The 15,181-nt window shown below is 34.1% G+C and carries 14 protein-coding genes; 7 read left to right on the top strand and 7 right to left on the bottom strand.

The window, feature by feature from the left end; genetic code table 11:
• Positions 1–3: 3 nt before the first annotated feature.
• Positions 4–1,911 carry a 1,4-alpha-glucan branching protein GlgB gene (gene glgB, locus FLAVO9AF_RS04265; RefSeq protein WP_159684841.1) on the top strand — a complete coding sequence of 636 codons (1,908 nt, stop codon included), beginning with the start codon at positions 4–6 and terminating at the stop codon, positions 1,909–1,911.
• Positions 1,912–2,107: 196 nt separating this feature from the next.
• On the opposite strand, the gene FLAVO9AF_RS04270 is transcribed toward glgB, so the two are convergent.
• Both FLAVO9AF_RS04270 and FLAVO9AF_RS04275 read right to left on the bottom strand, forming a co-directional pair.
• Positions 2,108–2,530: a thiol-disulfide oxidoreductase DCC family protein gene (locus FLAVO9AF_RS04270; RefSeq protein WP_159684844.1), complete on the bottom strand. Its 423-nt coding sequence runs from the start codon at positions 2,528–2,530 to the stop codon at positions 2,108–2,110.
• 4 nt (positions 2,531–2,534) lie between these two features.
• Complete coding sequence (locus tag FLAVO9AF_RS04275; RefSeq protein WP_159684847.1) at positions 2,535–4,700, bottom strand: DNA mismatch repair protein MutS; 2,166 nt, start codon at positions 4,698–4,700, stop codon at positions 2,535–2,537.
• 158 nt (positions 4,701–4,858) lie between these two features.
• On the opposite strand from FLAVO9AF_RS04275, the gene ung reads away from it, so the two are divergent.
• Positions 4,859–5,530: a uracil-DNA glycosylase gene (gene ung, locus FLAVO9AF_RS04280; protein WP_159684850.1), complete on the top strand. Its 672-nt coding sequence runs from the start codon at positions 4,859–4,861 to the stop codon at positions 5,528–5,530.
• Here ung and FLAVO9AF_RS04285 read toward each other — a convergent pair whose 3' ends face one another.
• The 5 genes from FLAVO9AF_RS04285 to FLAVO9AF_RS04305 form a co-directional block, all read right to left on the bottom strand.
• On the bottom strand, positions 5,531–5,905 hold the full coding sequence (locus tag FLAVO9AF_RS04285) for a DUF4258 domain-containing protein (protein ID WP_159684852.1): 375 nt from the start codon (positions 5,903–5,905) through the stop codon (positions 5,531–5,533).
• A 36-nt stretch (positions 5,906–5,941) separates the two neighbouring features.
• Entirely contained in the window at positions 5,942–7,135 is a 1,194-nt protein-coding gene (locus tag FLAVO9AF_RS04290; protein WP_159684855.1) for an alanine dehydrogenase, read from the bottom strand.
• Between the two features lie 75 nt (positions 7,136–7,210).
• Entirely contained in the window at positions 7,211–7,690 is a 480-nt protein-coding gene (locus FLAVO9AF_RS04295) for a GNAT family N-acetyltransferase (RefSeq protein ID WP_159684858.1), read from the bottom strand.
• Positions 7,691–7,705: 15 nt separating this feature from the next.
• On the bottom strand, positions 7,706–8,113 hold the full coding sequence (tsaE, locus tag FLAVO9AF_RS04300) for a tRNA (adenosine(37)-N6)-threonylcarbamoyltransferase complex ATPase subunit type 1 TsaE (RefSeq protein ID WP_159684861.1): 408 nt from the start codon (positions 8,111–8,113) through the stop codon (positions 7,706–7,708).
• A gap of 84 nt (positions 8,114–8,197) precedes the next feature.
• The gene (locus tag FLAVO9AF_RS04305; RefSeq protein WP_159684864.1) at positions 8,198–9,751 is read right to left on the bottom strand and encodes a bifunctional response regulator/alkaline phosphatase family protein; all 1,554 of its coding nucleotides are present in this window, start codon (positions 9,749–9,751) and stop codon (positions 8,198–8,200) included.
• A 219-nt stretch (positions 9,752–9,970) separates the two neighbouring features.
• Here FLAVO9AF_RS04305 and FLAVO9AF_RS04310 point away from each other — a divergent pair, with 219 nt between their 5' ends.
• From FLAVO9AF_RS04310 to efp, 5 genes are all read left to right on the top strand, one after another.
• Positions 9,971–11,200 carry an HD domain-containing protein gene (locus tag FLAVO9AF_RS04310; protein WP_159684867.1) on the top strand — a complete coding sequence of 410 codons (1,230 nt, stop codon included), beginning with the start codon at positions 9,971–9,973 and terminating at the stop codon, positions 11,198–11,200.
• A gap of 40 nt (positions 11,201–11,240) precedes the next feature.
• Complete coding sequence (gene lpxD, locus FLAVO9AF_RS04315; RefSeq protein WP_159684870.1) at positions 11,241–12,281, top strand: UDP-3-O-(3-hydroxymyristoyl)glucosamine N-acyltransferase; 1,041 nt, start codon at positions 11,241–11,243, stop codon at positions 12,279–12,281.
• The gene (locus tag FLAVO9AF_RS04320) at positions 12,274–13,662 is read left to right on the top strand and encodes a bifunctional UDP-3-O-[3-hydroxymyristoyl] N-acetylglucosamine deacetylase/3-hydroxyacyl-ACP dehydratase (RefSeq protein ID WP_159684873.1); all 1,389 of its coding nucleotides are present in this window, start codon (positions 12,274–12,276) and stop codon (positions 13,660–13,662) included. The genes lpxD and FLAVO9AF_RS04320 overlap by 8 nt, the downstream gene beginning before the upstream one ends.
• 70 nt (positions 13,663–13,732) lie before the next feature.
• A complete protein-coding gene (gene lpxA / locus FLAVO9AF_RS04325) occupies positions 13,733–14,518 on the top strand; it encodes an acyl-ACP--UDP-N-acetylglucosamine O-acyltransferase (RefSeq protein ID WP_159684876.1) in 786 nt (261 codons plus the stop codon).
• 87 nt (positions 14,519–14,605) lie between these two features.
• Positions 14,606–15,172, top strand: a complete 567-nt coding sequence (gene efp, locus FLAVO9AF_RS04330; RefSeq protein ID WP_159684879.1) for an elongation factor P — start codon at positions 14,606–14,608, stop codon at positions 15,170–15,172.
• Positions 15,173–15,181 lie beyond the last annotated feature (9 nt).

Raw genomic sequence — 15,181 nt, forward strand, 5'->3', positions numbered from 1 at the left:
AAAATGAATAAAGTACAAGTACATTCTCTTTTCACTGAATTTGATATCGATTTATTTAAAGCTGGGAAGCATTTTCGTCTCTATGAAAAATTAGGAGCACATCCCATTGAAGTGGATGGAGTGAAAGGAGTATATTTTGCCGTTTGGGCACCTTCAGCGGAGTCAGTTTCTGTGATTGGAGATTTTAATTATTGGATAGCGGGCAATCATGAGTTGAATGTGCGTTGGGATGCATCAGGTATTTGGGAAGGTTTTATTCCAAATATCACTAAAGGAACAACTTATAAATATAAAATTCAGTCATCCAACAACGGAATAGTTACTGAGAAAGCGGATCCTTTTGCTTTTTATTGCGAAAAGCCACCACACACCGCTTCAGTAATCTGGGATTTGGATTATAAATGGGATGATGACAAATGGATGAAGTCTCGAAAAGAGCACAATGCGCTAGATAAACCCTATTCTGTTTATGAAGTGCATTTGGGTTCTTGGAAACGCCATACGGATGATAATAGTTTTTTAAGTTATACTGAAATGGCCGAAGACCTTGTGGCTTATGTCAAAGAAACAGGATTTACACATGTTGAGTTTATGCCCGTTATGGAATATCCCTACGATCCTTCTTGGGGTTATCAGTTGGTCGGGTATTTTGCGCCAACTTCTCGCTTTGGAAACCCTCAAGAGTTTATGTATCTCGTGGATCGTTTACATGATGCAGGAATTGGGGTAATTTTGGATTGGGTACCGTCTCATTTTCCAGATGATGCGCACGGGCTAGGATTTTTTGATGGCTCTAACTTGTTTGAACATCCTGATCGCAGAAAAGGCTATCATCCCGATTGGAAAAGTCTGGTATTCAATTATGGTCGTAACGAGGTGCGTTCTTTCTTGATAAGTAATGCTTTGTTTTGGTTGCACCACTATCATGTGGATGGATTGCGAGTTGATGCTGTGGCTTCTATGTTGTATTTAGATTATTCTAGAAACGATGGGGAATGGGAACCAAACATTTTTGGTGGACGCGAAAACCTCGATACAATAAGCTTTCTTAAAGATTTTAACGAAGCCGTTTATGCCAATTACGAAGGCGTACAAACCATAGCAGAGGAAAGCACTTCATTTCCTATGGTTTCTCGACCAACTTTTGCTGGTGGATTGGGATTTGGAATGAAATGGATGATGGGTTGGATGCACGATACCTTGCATTATTTTCAAAAAGAGACGGTTTATAGAAAATACCATCAAAATGAGTTGACTTTTTCTATGACGTATGCTTTTTCAGAGAATTTTATGTTGCCACTTTCTCATGACGAAGTGGTGTATGGAAAACATTCTATAGCAGGAAGAATGCCGGGCGATGAATGGCAAAAGTATGCGAATCTCCGTTTGTTGTATGGTTATATGTTTACACATCCAGGAACAAAACTGTTGTTTATGGGTAGTGAGTTTGGGCAAAGTGCTGAGTGGAATTTTGAAGCGAGTTTAGATTGGCATTTATTACAATATCCTTTTCATCAAGGAATCAAAGCCGTGATTACTGCTTTGAATACAATATATAAGTCTGAGCCTGCTTTGCACGAAAAGCAATTTAGTCCCGAGGGATTTGAATGGATTAACTATTCCGACCACGAGAATGCAGTTATGACTTACATCCGAAAAGGAAATGACTCAAAGAATGATTTGATTGTGATTTGCAATTTCACGCCAGTAGTTCGTGAAAACTATCGCATTGGGATTCCTAGAAAAGGCGAGTTAATCGAAATATTCAACAGCGATTCCAAGTTATTTGGCGGTAGTGGCGTGCAACAAAACGGAAAGTTAAAAGTCGAAGCCACGCCTTATGATGGCAGAGATTATTCAATTGCACTAACGTTGCCTCCTTTGGCGATTTCAGTGTTCAAAATGAAATAATACAGCATATAAAAATTAAAATCGTTTGTAAGACCTAGTGTTTTATAAACGATTTTTTTTATTTGGGCGTGCCCTCCTCTAGCCAGAAAAAGGCTAGAGGAGGTCGTGCTGTACGTTCCCGCTTCCCGATAGAAAAAATCGGGAGAGCTCCACTGCCATCACTCACGCAAGCGTTTTCATAAGTACTATTCTGGAATCAAAGAAATTTTGCTTTCAATTCAGGAGTAGGCATCCAGCAATGTTCTTGTTGACCGTACCATTTGTACCTGTTTTTGGCTACATAATCATAAACGGAATTCAAAAGGGGAGTAGGAAGGATTTTAAAAACAATAGCCAAACTAAAAATTCCGCCAACCTCCTTCGCAATGTCCAAAACCGCCTCCGATTTATAAGAATACGAAACCCCAGGCGCATAAAAAACAAGACTGTCTATTTTTCGGGTATCAATCCCAATATGTTTTTGTATGGCTGTACCCAATTCACTTTGTAAAGCCACAAATCGAAACACGTCTTTTTTATCGTGTTGTATAATGGTTTGTACGGCAGAATTACACAAATTGCAAACGCCATCAAATAGGATGATTTTTTTGTTTTCAGGAAGCGATAGCGAGTGTTGCATTTTTTTATTTTTTTACTGCTTCAACTAATTCCAATTCGTCTAAACTTACCTTCGAAGTGAAAATACCGTAATTAACAGTAGCTTTATTTTTCTCAATACTATCAATCGTTCCCACCGCTTTTCCATCAGCCATGCGTACGCGGTCACCTAATTTTAGAATAGGTTTTGGTTTTTCAACAACGGGTTTCAGTTTTTTTTCTTTTTTAATTGCTCTAATTTCCTCTACCTTCACTTCAACCTCTTTGATAATCTCTTTTTTCTTTTCGGTGATGACTTTGGCTTCTTTGGCCGAAATCTTTTTACGCTTAGAATTTTCTATTTCAATTATTTTTAAAAACTCTCCGATAAGTTCTTTTTTGTTCTTATTGTTGAAATACTTCTCTGAAATATCTTCTATTTTTTGTCCAATGTAAATCGTTTTTTGGTTGCTATCATACAATTCCTGATAGCTTTCCAGTTTTTGCTTGATTTTCACATTGATGTTTTCCATTTTTTTGCTTTCCTCTCTAGCTTTCGATTCTTCTTCTTTTAGTACTTGAGAGGTTTTTTCGAGTTTGGAACGTTCTTTTTGCAAGGTGGCAATGGTTTTGTCGAAACGTACTTTTCCGGTTTCGATTTTCTTTTTAGCACGATTTATTAAGCCAAACGGAATTCCATTTTTCTGTGCTACTTCAAAAGTAAAAGAACTACCTGCTTGACCCAAAACGAGTTTGTACAACGGCTCTAATGTTTTCTCGTCAAAAAGCATATTGGCATTTTGTGCACAAGGCAATTCATTAGCCAAAATCTTTAAATTGGAGTAGTGGGTCGTAATAATTCCAAAAGCTTCACGATGGTAGAATTCTTCCAAGAAAATTTCGGCAAGTGCTCCACCCAAGTCAGGGTCAGAACCCGTACCGAACTCATCAATCAAAAACATGGTTTTTCTATTGCACTTTTTTAGAAAATAATTCATGTTTTTTAGACGATAACTGTATGTACTCAAATGATTTTCTATGGATTGATTGTCGCCAATATCCGTTAGGATTCGGTCAAACAAAAAGGTTTCACTGCGTTCGTGTACCGGAATCAACATACCCGATTGCAACATTAATTGCAATAAGCCAACGGTCTTCAAGGAAATGGTTTTTCCACCCGCATTGGGTCCAGAAATAACGATGATTCGGTTATCTTGGTTCAGTTCTATAGTTTGTGGATGGGTAACTTCGTTCTTTTGTTTGTTGTTCAAATACAAAATAGGATGGTAAGCATCTCTTAGAAATAATCTTCTTTCTTCACTGATTTGAGGTAAGATAGCATTGATTTTGTTGGCATATTTGGCTTTGGCTGCAATAACATCAATATCACTCAAAAACTCTTGATACTCGATAAGTAAAGGCAAATAGGGACGAATAGCATTTGATAATTGCTTTAAGATTCGGGTGATTTCTTCCTTTTCTTCATATTCGAGATTACTTAATTCACGTGAATATCTCAAAGTAGCTTCTGGTTCGATATAAGCAATACTGCCTGTTTTCGAACTTCCTAAAATGGTTCCTTTTACTTTACGACGATACATCGCCAAAACGGCCAAAACTCTACGATTTTGAACAAAACTCTCTTTGATGTCATCCAAATATCCCAAACCATTGTATTGCGATAAGGCAACGCCAAAACTTTGGTTTACCTTACCGCGTACCACATTCATATTTCTTCGAATATTGAGTAAATCTGGAGAAGCATTTTCTTTGATTTCTCCATATTTATCTACGACTTCATCAATTAGCGTAATAATATTTTTGGTGTATTCTACTCTAGCGGCTCTAGCATTCAAGTTAGGATAATAGTCTTCGAATTTTTTTAGAAAATTCAGCAAGAAATTACTAGTGCTGGAGAGTGTAGCAATTTTTCTGAAACTTCCTACTTCAAGAAAGCTATCTTCAATTCCAAGAAATTTGATTTCATAAGTAATGGCGTCAAAGCCGTGATTGGGAATGGCATTGTTATTTTGAAAAGAAGAAACATACTCTGAAGTTTGCAACAAAGCTTCCATCAACGTTTCTTTCTCTCTGAAAGGCGTTATTTTTAATGCTTTCTCTTTACCAATATCGGTATTACAAATATCCGATAGGGTTTCGAGTACAGTGGGAAATTGTAAATCTTGTAATGTTTTTTCGGTGATAGCAATCATGAAATCGTTTAATTTTGGTATGCAAAAATAAGACTATTTCAAGGAGAAACATAATGTTATTTCACGCAGCTTCACAAAGTTACTACGTTATGCTGTATCGTATTTTATCGGAGCCTTTTTCTGATTCTTAGTGTATATTTGTAGAATAAATTTTGAATATGCTATCCAATCTTAATCCTTCGTGGCAAACCTTTTTATCAGAAGAACTTGAAAAAGACTATTTCTTGAATTTGATGCAAGCTGTCGATGAAGAATATCACAATTATATCTGTTTTCCGCCAAAAGACTTGATTTTTTCCGCTTTTAATCATTGTGCTTTAGAAGATGTAAAAGTGGTTATCATTGGTCAAGACCCTTATCATGGAGAGGGCGAGGCCAATGGTTTGAGTTTTTCGGTGAATGATGGAGTTAAAATTCCACCGTCTTTGCGCAATATTTATAGAGAGCTAACAGATGATTTGGGCGCTATTTTTATGCCTACTTCGGGAAATTTAGAGGCTTGGGCAAAACAAGGAGTTTTGTTGTTGAATGCAACTTTGAGTGTTCGAAAAGACAGTCCCAATAGCCACAAACACTTAGCTTGGAGTCGATTTACAGATGCAGTTATCGAAAAATTAGCTTCTGAAAAAAAGCAGCTCGTTTTTTTGCTTTGGGGAAGTTTTGCACAAAAGAAAGGCAATAAAATTGACCGAAATCAACATTTTGTATTAGAATCGGGACATCCTTCACCAATGAGTGCTAACCAAGGAAAATGGTTTGGAAATAAACATTTTTCACAAACCAATGCCTATTTAACTTCAAAAGGGTTGCAACCTATTGATTGGTTGTAATTATCTCTTGATAATATCTCTTAAAACTGCTTTGTCTGAGTAATTAATTACTTCTACTGTGATTTCTTGATTTTTGGCAGTTTTTCCGTAAACAGTATATAGCTTTCCTTTTTCGACACTAATATTACTTTTATCAAAATCGACGTCTCCAAATTGTAAAGTATTTTTAATATCTGCGGTGTCTACCCATTTTTCGTTTAGAATTTGAGAAGCTTTGTCTGAGTAAACAAAAGGTTTATTTCTTAAGTCATTCAACACACGGGCGTTTGGAAAATAATTACATCGGGTGTCTTTGCCAGAAAAGATAGCGGCTACAACAAATAATCCCATCAATAGACCAATCAAATAATAAGCGAAACGATATGTAAACTTCATGAAGTATTTTTTTTGCAAAGGTAATTGAAACTTAGCTTAAAAAACAATTAAATTAATATCGTTATCTTGAATGTCAAACCAATCACCAATGGCTTTGTTAGTTAGTATGCCGTGGTACAAATACACTCCGTTTTTTAGACCTTTGTTGCAACGTATAGCGCTCTCTAAACCACCATCTTCGGCGATTTGAAGTAAATAAGGTGTAATGATGTTGCTAATAGAAAGGGAAGCAGTTTTAGAATATCGAGATGGAATATTAGGAACGCAATAGTGCAAGACATTGCTTTTAATAAACGTTGGTTTTTCGTGACTTGTTATTTCGGAGGTTTCAAAACAACCACCAGTATCAATACTTACATCAACGATTACTGCACCTTTCTTCATGTGCTCGACCATAGTTTCTGTTACCACAATTGGGCAGCGTTCTTTGCCACGCATAGCTCCGATAGCTACATCGCACCTTCTTAATGCTTTTAATAATGCTTTGGGTTGGATGGTAGAAGTGAATATGCGTTGGTTTAAATTGTTTTGTAAACGTCTTAATTTGGTAATTGAGTTGTCAAAGACTTTTACATTAGCACCAAGTCCAATGGCTGTTTTGGCTGCAAACTCACCCACAGTTCCCGCGCCAAGAATCACTACTTCGGTTGGAGGTACACCTGTGATATTGCCAAATAATAAACCTTTACCAAACTCTGTAGTAATCATTAAATCTGAGGCAATGAGTATGGAAGCGGTTCCAGCTATTTCGCTCAAGGATTTTACGGCTGGGTAGGAACCGTCTTCATCTTTAATATATTCGAAGGCTAAAGCTGTAATTTTTTTTCTGGCTAAAGCTTCAAAATAAGCTTTTTGTCTTGTTTTTAATTGAATAGCAGAGAGAACAATCGCTTTATTGTTGAGCATTTCTATTTCTGCTAGAGTAGGTGGTTCAACTTTTAAAATCATTGGACAACTAAAGACTTTGGCAGTATCTTTAGTTACTTCGGCACCCGCATCACAATATTCTTTGTCACTGTAGCTTGAACTTTCGCCAGCACCCGATTCAATCATTACGCGATGCCCTTGAAAGGTTAGCGAATTAACAGCGTCAGGAGTTAGGCAAATTCGTTTTTCTTGATAGCTGGTTTCTTTAGGAATCCCAATGAAAAGCTCACTTTTATGTCTTGCAACTTCCAATTTCTCTTCTTGGGGCATCAACTGTTGTTTGGTGAATGGGCTAATCGACATAATTGTTAAAAATTTAAGCGTACAATTTACAAAAAGTATTTAAGTTTTTTGGGTTTAGAATGCAGGAACTCTTATTCACTGAGACAAAAGGAGTTCCATTTTGATATCGGCTCTTTCGTATACACCAGATTCTACTGGAATTTCCTCAAAACCAAATGATTCATACAAGTGCAGTGCAGATTTTAATTGCCGGTTGGAATATAAAATTAATTTTTGAATACCGTGTTTTTGAGCTTCCTCTATGCAAAATTCTATTAGTTGTCTACCAATTCCTAATCCTTGAACTTTTTCGGTGACTGCCATTTTGGATAATTCGAAAGTAGTAGTGTCAATTTTTAATAATGAAACAGTCCCTACTATTTCATCTAAATGTTGAGCATAATATATTTTTCCGCCTTTATTTATTATTTCTTCAACAGGGTTACTTAGAACCAATTCGTCTTTAGGTTCTACTTTGAAAAATTTTTGCAACCATTCTAAATTTAATGTTTTAATGGATTCTTTGTGGGTTAGCGAAAAAGGGATGATATCTATCTTGGTTTTTGGATTTTTCATTTTGGATACTGCTCTTTATTCTAAAACCAGTTTTCGATTTCCGTCAGCAAGTACTTCTATCGTAATTACTGAATGTTGTTCTGGAATTAGATTAGTGATTTTTTCAGCCCATTCGATAAAGCACCAATGTCCAGAATATAGGTATTCATCAATTCCCATATCAAGTGCTTCGATTTCTGTCTTTAATCGATAACAATCAAAATGATAGATATATTGATTGTTAGTGGTATAGTACTCATTAACTAAAGAAAAGGTTGGGCTACTTGTTGGTTCGTTGACTCCTAAATTTTCACAAAGCTTTTTTATCAAGGTAGTTTTTCCTGCACCCATTTCCCCATTGAATAATAGTACTTTATTTGGGTTTTGCTCTAGTAGCTGTTTAGCAACTTGGTCAAGTTGTTCGATTGAAAATGTGATTGTCATTCTTGAAAAATTTACGGATTGCTGAATGCCTTTTATTGATTATAGTTTCACTTTACTATTTTAATATAAACTATTAGGCATAAATTATTTTGGATTAAAAACTAAAAATGGAATAATCATTTCTTCTAATGAAATTCCGCCGTGTTGATAGGTGTTTTTATAGTAACTCACGTAATGGTTATAATTGTTAACGTAGGCCAAAAACAAATCATTTTTTGCAAAAATATACGAACTAGTCATATTTATAGCAGGTAGTCCAATCTCTTTTGGGTCTTTTACTGCATAAACATCTTTTTGCTCATAAGTCAAGCTTCTTCCTGTTTTGTATCTTAAATTCAAACTCGTGTTTTTATCACCTACAACTTTAGATGGGTTTTTGACATTTATTGTACCGTGGTCGGTTGTTAAAATCAATTTAAAACCTAATTTTTGAGCTTGTTGAATAATCTCTAATAAAGGTGAATTCTTAAACCAACTTAATGTTAGTGAGCGGTACGCTTTATCATCTGATGCTAATTCTTTCACCACATCCATTTCGGTTTTTGCATGTGATAGCATATCTACAAAATTATAAACAATGGTTACAAGATCATTTTCTTTTAATGATTTAAAACTTTCTGCTAGTTTTTTTCCACCAGCGAGGTTTGTTATTTTGAAATAATCTTCCTTTAAGTTTAGTCCTAATCTTTTTAATTGTGCGCTTAGGAATTCTGCTTCATATAGGTTTTTACCTCCTTCGTCGGGGTCATTTTTCCAATATTGAGGAAATTTTTTTTCCATTTCTAATGGCGTTAAGCCTGAAAAAATCGCATTTCTAGCATATTGGGTTGCTGTTGGAAGTATAGAATAGTAAGGAACTTCTTTTTCTAGTTTGTAATAATTAGCAACAACATTTTCAAAAGCTTTCCATTGGTCGTATCTTAGGTTGTCGATTACAATAAAAAGAATAGGTCTGTCTTTTTTTTGTATTTCAGGGACCACTAATTCTTTGAATAAATTGTGGGATTGTATGGGTTTATCGCTTTTAGGAGCAAACCAATCTTCGTAATTACGTTCTATAAATTTTCCGAATTGAGAATTGGCTTCAATTTTTTGTGACTCTAGAATTTCAATCATGTTTTGATCGTCAATATTCTCTAATTCAAGCTCCCAAAAGATTAATTTTTTATATAATTCAATCCATTCTTCATGAGAATTAACCATCGCCATTTCAGTAGAAATTTTCCTGAATTCTTTCTGATAATCTAGGGTGGTTTTTTGAGAAATTAGTCTTGAGTGATCTAAATTTTTCTTTAAACTCAATAAGATTTGATTTGGATTTACGGGTTTAATCAAATAATCGGCAATTTTAGAACCAATTGCTTCTTCCATGATGTATTCTTCTTCACTTTTGGTAATCATAATCATTGGTATGGCAGATTTTTTCTCTTTCATTTCAGAAAGGGTTTCTAATCCGCTCATTCCAGGCATATTTTCATCCAAAAAAACAATGTCGAAATTGTTTTCTTCAAAAATACTTATAGCGTCAAGACCGTTATTACAGGTGGTTACGCTATAGTTTTTCTTTTCTATAAAGAGAATATGTGGTTTGAGTAAATCGATTTCGTCATCTACCCAAAGAATTTTTATTGTGTCCATATTTGGTGTTAAAACGTTCAAAATTAATAAAACTTTTAGCCAAATTAATTAAATATATAAGGCAGTATAGTACAATTGTGATTTTTTTAGCTAATATTTTTTTAATTAAAGGACTTCAATGTTAAGTCTAACTTTGTGTTTGAATTTATTAAATGCTTGTCTTAAAATCTTGTAAAGTCTAAATTAGTTATATTTGTTCTCCTTAAAAAGAAACTTGACGTGAGCCAAATCAACAAACTCAAAATATTCAATGATCCTATTTACGGATTTATTACTATTCCGAATGAATTAATTTATGATTTAATTCAGCATTCTTATTTTCAGAGATTACGTCGTATATCTCAAATGGGGCTATCTTATCTTGTTTATCCAGGAGCCAATCATACTCGTTTTCATCATGCATTAGGTTGTATGCACATTATGCAAAAGGCTGTTGAGTCGCTTCGTTTTAAGGGAGTAGTTATATCTCCCGAAGAAGAAAACGCTTTATATATAGCTATATTATTGCACGATATTGGTCACGGACCTTTTTCTCATGCAATGGAAAGTAGTATTGTAGAAGATGTTCATCATGAGGCAATCTCTTTGTTGTTTATGCAGCAATTGAACAAAGAATTCGATAGTAAATTGAGTTTAGCTATACAAGTGTTCAAAGGTGAATACCATCGCAAGTTTATGTTGCAATTGATTTCGAGTCAATTGGATATGGATCGAATGGATTATTTAAAAAGAGATAGTTTTTATTCTGGAGTTTCAGAGGGAAATGTTAATTCTGAGCGAATTATCCAAATGATGAATGTGGTCGATGACGTTTTAGTGATTGAAGAAAAAGGGATTTATTCTGTAGAAAAGTTTTTAATGTCTCGTCGATTGATGTATTGGCAAGTGTATCTGCATAAAACGAGTTTGGTTGCTGAGTCTATTTTGACAAAAATTTTAAAAAGAGCAAAGGAGCTTACTTTAAAAGGTGAGGAGTTAACGGCAAGTTCACCATTGTCTTTTTTTATGCATAATAAGGTTACAATGGAAACTTTTGATGCTGATACCTTGAATTTGTTTTCTAAATTAGATGATTTTGACATTATCAGCGCTTTGAAATCTTGGCAAGACCATCCCGATTTTATTCTATCGTCATTGAGTAAAATGATTATTAATCGCGATTTATTGAAAATAAAGTTGAGCAGTGAAAAAGTTGCTAGCGAAGAATTGTTGCCACTCAAAGAGCGATTTGTGTTAGAAAATGGGATTACATTAGCTGAGGCTAATTACTTTATTTTTAGAGGAAAAATCAAAAATCAAGCCTATAGTAAAGAAGCTGAGCCTATACGTATTCTCAAAAAAGACAAGACAATTGAAGATATTGTCGAAGCCTCTGATCAATTGAATTTTAAATCTGTATCTAAGTTTGTTACAAAGTATTACATCTGTTTTCCAAAACAACTGTTATAATTTTTAACAATTAAAACCTATTTTTTATATTTTTGTCGGGATGAAATTTACAGCAGAACAAATAGCAGGTATTTTAGAAGGAGAAGTGGTTGGTGATCCAAATACATCGGTGTCTAGATTATCAAAAATTGAAGAAGGAACAGAAGGGTCGTTGACTTTTTTGTCTAATCCTAAGTATTTAAACTACATATATTCGACTCAAGCGTCAATAACTATTGTCAATGAAACCTTTGAACCAGAGTCTCCAATAACTACTACACTTATTAAAGTAAAAGATGCTTATGCTTCTTTTACCAAATTGCTTGAGTTTTATAACGAAGTAAAAAGAAATAAATCAGGAATTGAGCAACCATCTGTTATTTCCGAAAATGTAAAATACGGGGATAATTTGTATTTGGGAAGTTTTAGTTATATCGGACAAAACGTTGTGATTGGTACAAATGTTAAGATATATCCTAATAGTTTTATTGGTGATAATGTTGTGATTGGCAATAATGTTACTATTTTTGCCGGCGTTAACATTTATTCTGAAACCATAATAGGAAATGATTGCGTTATCCATTCTGGAGTTGTTATAGGTTCAGACGGATTTGGTTTTGCGCCAAGACCAGACGGTACTTTTGATAAGATTCCGCAAATAGGGAATGTAATTCTAGAAGATGGAGTAGACGTAGGAGCAAACACAACGATTGATAGAGCTACTTTAGGTTCAACAATAATAAGAAAAGGAGTTAAGTTAGACAATCAAATTCAGATTGCTCACAATGTTGAGATTGGTGAAAACACTGTTATTGCAGCTCAAACTGGTATTGCAGGATCTTCAAAAGTGGGAAAAAATTCTATGTTGGGTGGTCAAGTGGGTATAGTTGGACACTTAGCTATTGGAGATAATGTTCGAATTCAGGCCCAATCAGGTGTGACACGAAATGTCAAAGACGATGAGGTTATTCAAGGTACACCAGCATTTACATACAATGATTTTAATAAGTCGTATGTTTATTTTAAAAAGTTACCACAGTTAGTGGCAGAAATAGAAGAATTAAAAAAAATAATAAATCAAAAAAATGGAAATAATGGTTAAACAAAAAACCATCAAAACGGAGATTTCCTTAACTGGTGTTGGATTGCATACAGGGAAAGAAGTTACTATGACTTTTAAACCTGCTCCAGTAAATAATGGTTTTACATTTGTTAGAGTTGATCTTGAAGGGCAACCAATCATAGAAGCAGATGCTAATTATGTTGTAAATACACAAAGAGGAACTAATCTTGAAAAATTAGGGGTTAAAATTCAAACTCCTGAACATGTTTTGGCGGCATTGGAAGGTTGCGATTTAGATAATATTATTATCGAATTGAATGCTTCTGAGTTACCAATTATGGACGGTTCTTCAAAGTATTTTGTTGAAGCAATTGAAAAAGCTGGAATTGAAGAACAAAATGCCAAACGTAATGTGTATGTGGTAAAAGAAATTATTTCATTTACTGATGAAGCTACTGGTAGTGAAATTCTTGTAATGCCAAATGATCACTATTCAGTAACAACTATGGTAGATTTTGGAACTAAAATTTTAGGTACCCAAAACGCTACTATGAAAAGCATAGCTGATTTCAAAACTGAAATTAGCGAATCAAGAACTTTTAGTTTTTTACATGAATTAGAATCTCTTCTAGATAATGGATTAATTAAAGGAGGAGACCTTAATAACGCGATAGTGTATGTAGATAAAGAAATTTCTGCAAGTACTATGGAAAATCTTAAAGTTGCTTTTGGTAAAGATTCTATCTCTGTAACGCCAAATGGAATTCTAGACAATCTAACATTGCATTATCCAAACGAAGCAGCAAGACATAAATTATTAGATGTAGTTGGAGATTTAGCGCTTATTGGAACAAAAATTCAAGGAAAAGTTATCGCAAATAAACCAGGTCATTACGTAAATACTCAATTTGCTAAAAAAATGGCAAAATTGATTAAAATTGAACAACGTAATTTTGTTCCTGTTTATGACTTGAATCAAGAACCTTTGATGGACATTCATAAAATCATGTCGGTTTTACCTCATAGACCTCCATTTTTGTTGATTGATCGTATTATTGAAATGACAGATACTTATGTAGCTGGAATGAAAAATGTAACAATGAATGAAAATTTCTTTGTAGGCCATTTTCCAGACGCTCCAGTTATGCCAGGAGTTTTAATTGTTGAAGCTATGGCTCAAACAGGAGGAATTTTAGTATTGAGTACAGTTCCAGATCCTGAAAATTATTTGACTTTCTTTATGAAAATTGATAAAGTTAAATTCAAGCATAAAGTACTTCCAGGAGATACTTTAATTTTTAAATGTGATTTGATTACACCTATCAGAAGAGGAATATGTCATATGCAAGCTAATGCTTATGCTAATGGTAAATTAGTAGCTGAAGCAGAATTAATGGCTCAAATTGCTAGAAAACAATAATTTTCTTTGTTTATATGATTAAATGGTATACTCCATAATCATTAAACAGCTTAACGATTAAATAGAAAAAATGAATCAACCATTAGCATATGTACATCCTGGGGCAAAAATTGCCAAAAATGTTGTGATAGAACCTTTTACAACAATTCATAATAATGTTGTGATTGGCGATGGTACTTGGATAGGCTCGAATGTCACAATTATGGAAGGTGCTCGAATTGGTAAAAATTGCAATATTTTTCCAGGGGCAGTTATTTCAGCAGTGCCTCAAGATTTAAAATTTGGAGGAGAAGATTCTTTGGCCATCATTGGAGATAATTGTACAATTAGAGAATGTGTAACCATCAATAGAGGAACTATTGCTTCAGGTCAAACGACTTTAGGTAATAATTGTTTAGTTATGGCAACTGCTCATATTGCCCACGATTGTCATATTGGTGACAATGCGATTATAGTAAATGGAGTTGCTCTAGCAGGTCATGTAATTGTTGGAAAATATGCTGTAATAGGCGGATTAGCTGCAGTTCATCAATTTATTCATATTGGTGATCATGCAATGGTTTCAGGTGGGTCTTTGGTAAGAAAAGATGTGCCTCCTTTTACAAAAGCAGCTAAAGAACCTTTATCTTATGTGGGGATTAATTCAGTTGGTCTAAGAAGAAGAGGTTTTACTACCGAAAAAATCAAAGAGATACAAGATATTTATAGAATTTTGTATCAAAAAAATTATAACACTACTCAAGCTTTGGGAATTATCGAAGCAGAGATGGAAGCTACACCAGAACGTGATGAGATTATAGATTTTATTCGTAATTCATCTAGAGGAGTTATGAAAGGCTATTCTGGGAATTATTAAAAACAAGTAACATATTGATTCAATTGTTTAGAAAAAACAGTTTATCAGTATAAGAATTAAAAAAGTAACAATATTAAATAAAAAAAAATGGCATCTACTTCAGATATTAAAAACGGACTTTGTATAAAACATAATCACGATATATATAAAATCATTGAATTTCTTCATGTTAAACCAGGAAAAGGTCCTGCTTTTGTTAGAACGAAATTAAAGTCTGTTACTAATGGTAAAGTTTTAGATAATACTTTTTCTGCGGGACATAAAATCGATGTTGTACGTGTTGAAACACATACTTTTCAATTTTTGTATCCAGAAGGAAATGAATTTCATTTTATGAATGCTGAAACATTCGAACAAATTACATTAAACAGAAACGTTTTGGATGCTCCAGATTTATTAAAAGAAGGAGAAAATGTAATGATTCAAATTAATACAGAGACTGATTTACCTCTTTCTGTTGATATGGCGCCATCTGTTGTATTAGAAGTAACTTACACTGAGCCTGGTGTTAAAGGTAACACGGCAACAAATGCTACAAAACCAGCAACAGTTGAAACAGGTGCTACAATCAACGTGCCTCTTTTTATTAATGAAGGTGATAAAATTAAGATTGATACAGCTACTAGTTCTTACATGGAGCGTGTAAAAGAATAGTTTTTATAA

This window comes from Flavobacterium sp. 9R (genome assembly GCF_902506345.1).
Taxonomy (GTDB): domain Bacteria; phylum Bacteroidota; class Bacteroidia; order Flavobacteriales; family Flavobacteriaceae; genus Flavobacterium.

Excerpts from the sequence above, each read along its gene's own strand:
- glgB (WP_159684841.1), top strand. The coding sequence starts at position 4 with ATGAATAAAGTACAAGTACATTCTCTTTTCACTGAATTTGATATCGAT.
- FLAVO9AF_RS04270 (WP_159684844.1), bottom strand. The coding sequence starts at position 2,530 with ATGCAACACTCGCTATCGCTTCCTGAAAACAAAAAAATCATCCTATTT.
- FLAVO9AF_RS04275 (WP_159684847.1), bottom strand. The coding sequence starts at position 4,700 with ATGATTGCTATCACCGAAAAAACATTACAAGATTTACAATTTCCCACT.
- ung (WP_159684850.1), top strand. The coding sequence starts at position 4,859 with ATGCTATCCAATCTTAATCCTTCGTGGCAAACCTTTTTATCAGAAGAA.
- FLAVO9AF_RS04285 (WP_159684852.1), bottom strand. The coding sequence starts at position 5,905 with ATGAAGTTTACATATCGTTTCGCTTATTATTTGATTGGTCTATTGATG.
- FLAVO9AF_RS04290 (WP_159684855.1), bottom strand. The coding sequence starts at position 7,135 with ATGTCGATTAGCCCATTCACCAAACAACAGTTGATGCCCCAAGAAGAG.
- FLAVO9AF_RS04295 (WP_159684858.1), bottom strand. The coding sequence starts at position 7,690 with ATGAAAAATCCAAAAACCAAGATAGATATCATCCCTTTTTCGCTAACC.
- tsaE (WP_159684861.1), bottom strand. The coding sequence starts at position 8,113 with ATGACAATCACATTTTCAATCGAACAACTTGACCAAGTTGCTAAACAG.
- FLAVO9AF_RS04305 (WP_159684864.1), bottom strand. The coding sequence starts at position 9,751 with ATGGACACAATAAAAATTCTTTGGGTAGATGACGAAATCGATTTACTC.
- lpxD (WP_159684870.1), top strand. The coding sequence starts at position 11,241 with ATGAAATTTACAGCAGAACAAATAGCAGGTATTTTAGAAGGAGAAGTG.
- FLAVO9AF_RS04320 (WP_159684873.1), top strand. The coding sequence starts at position 12,274 with ATGGTTAAACAAAAAACCATCAAAACGGAGATTTCCTTAACTGGTGTT.
- lpxA (WP_159684876.1), top strand. The coding sequence starts at position 13,733 with ATGAATCAACCATTAGCATATGTACATCCTGGGGCAAAAATTGCCAAA.
- efp (WP_159684879.1), top strand. The coding sequence starts at position 14,606 with ATGGCATCTACTTCAGATATTAAAAACGGACTTTGTATAAAACATAAT.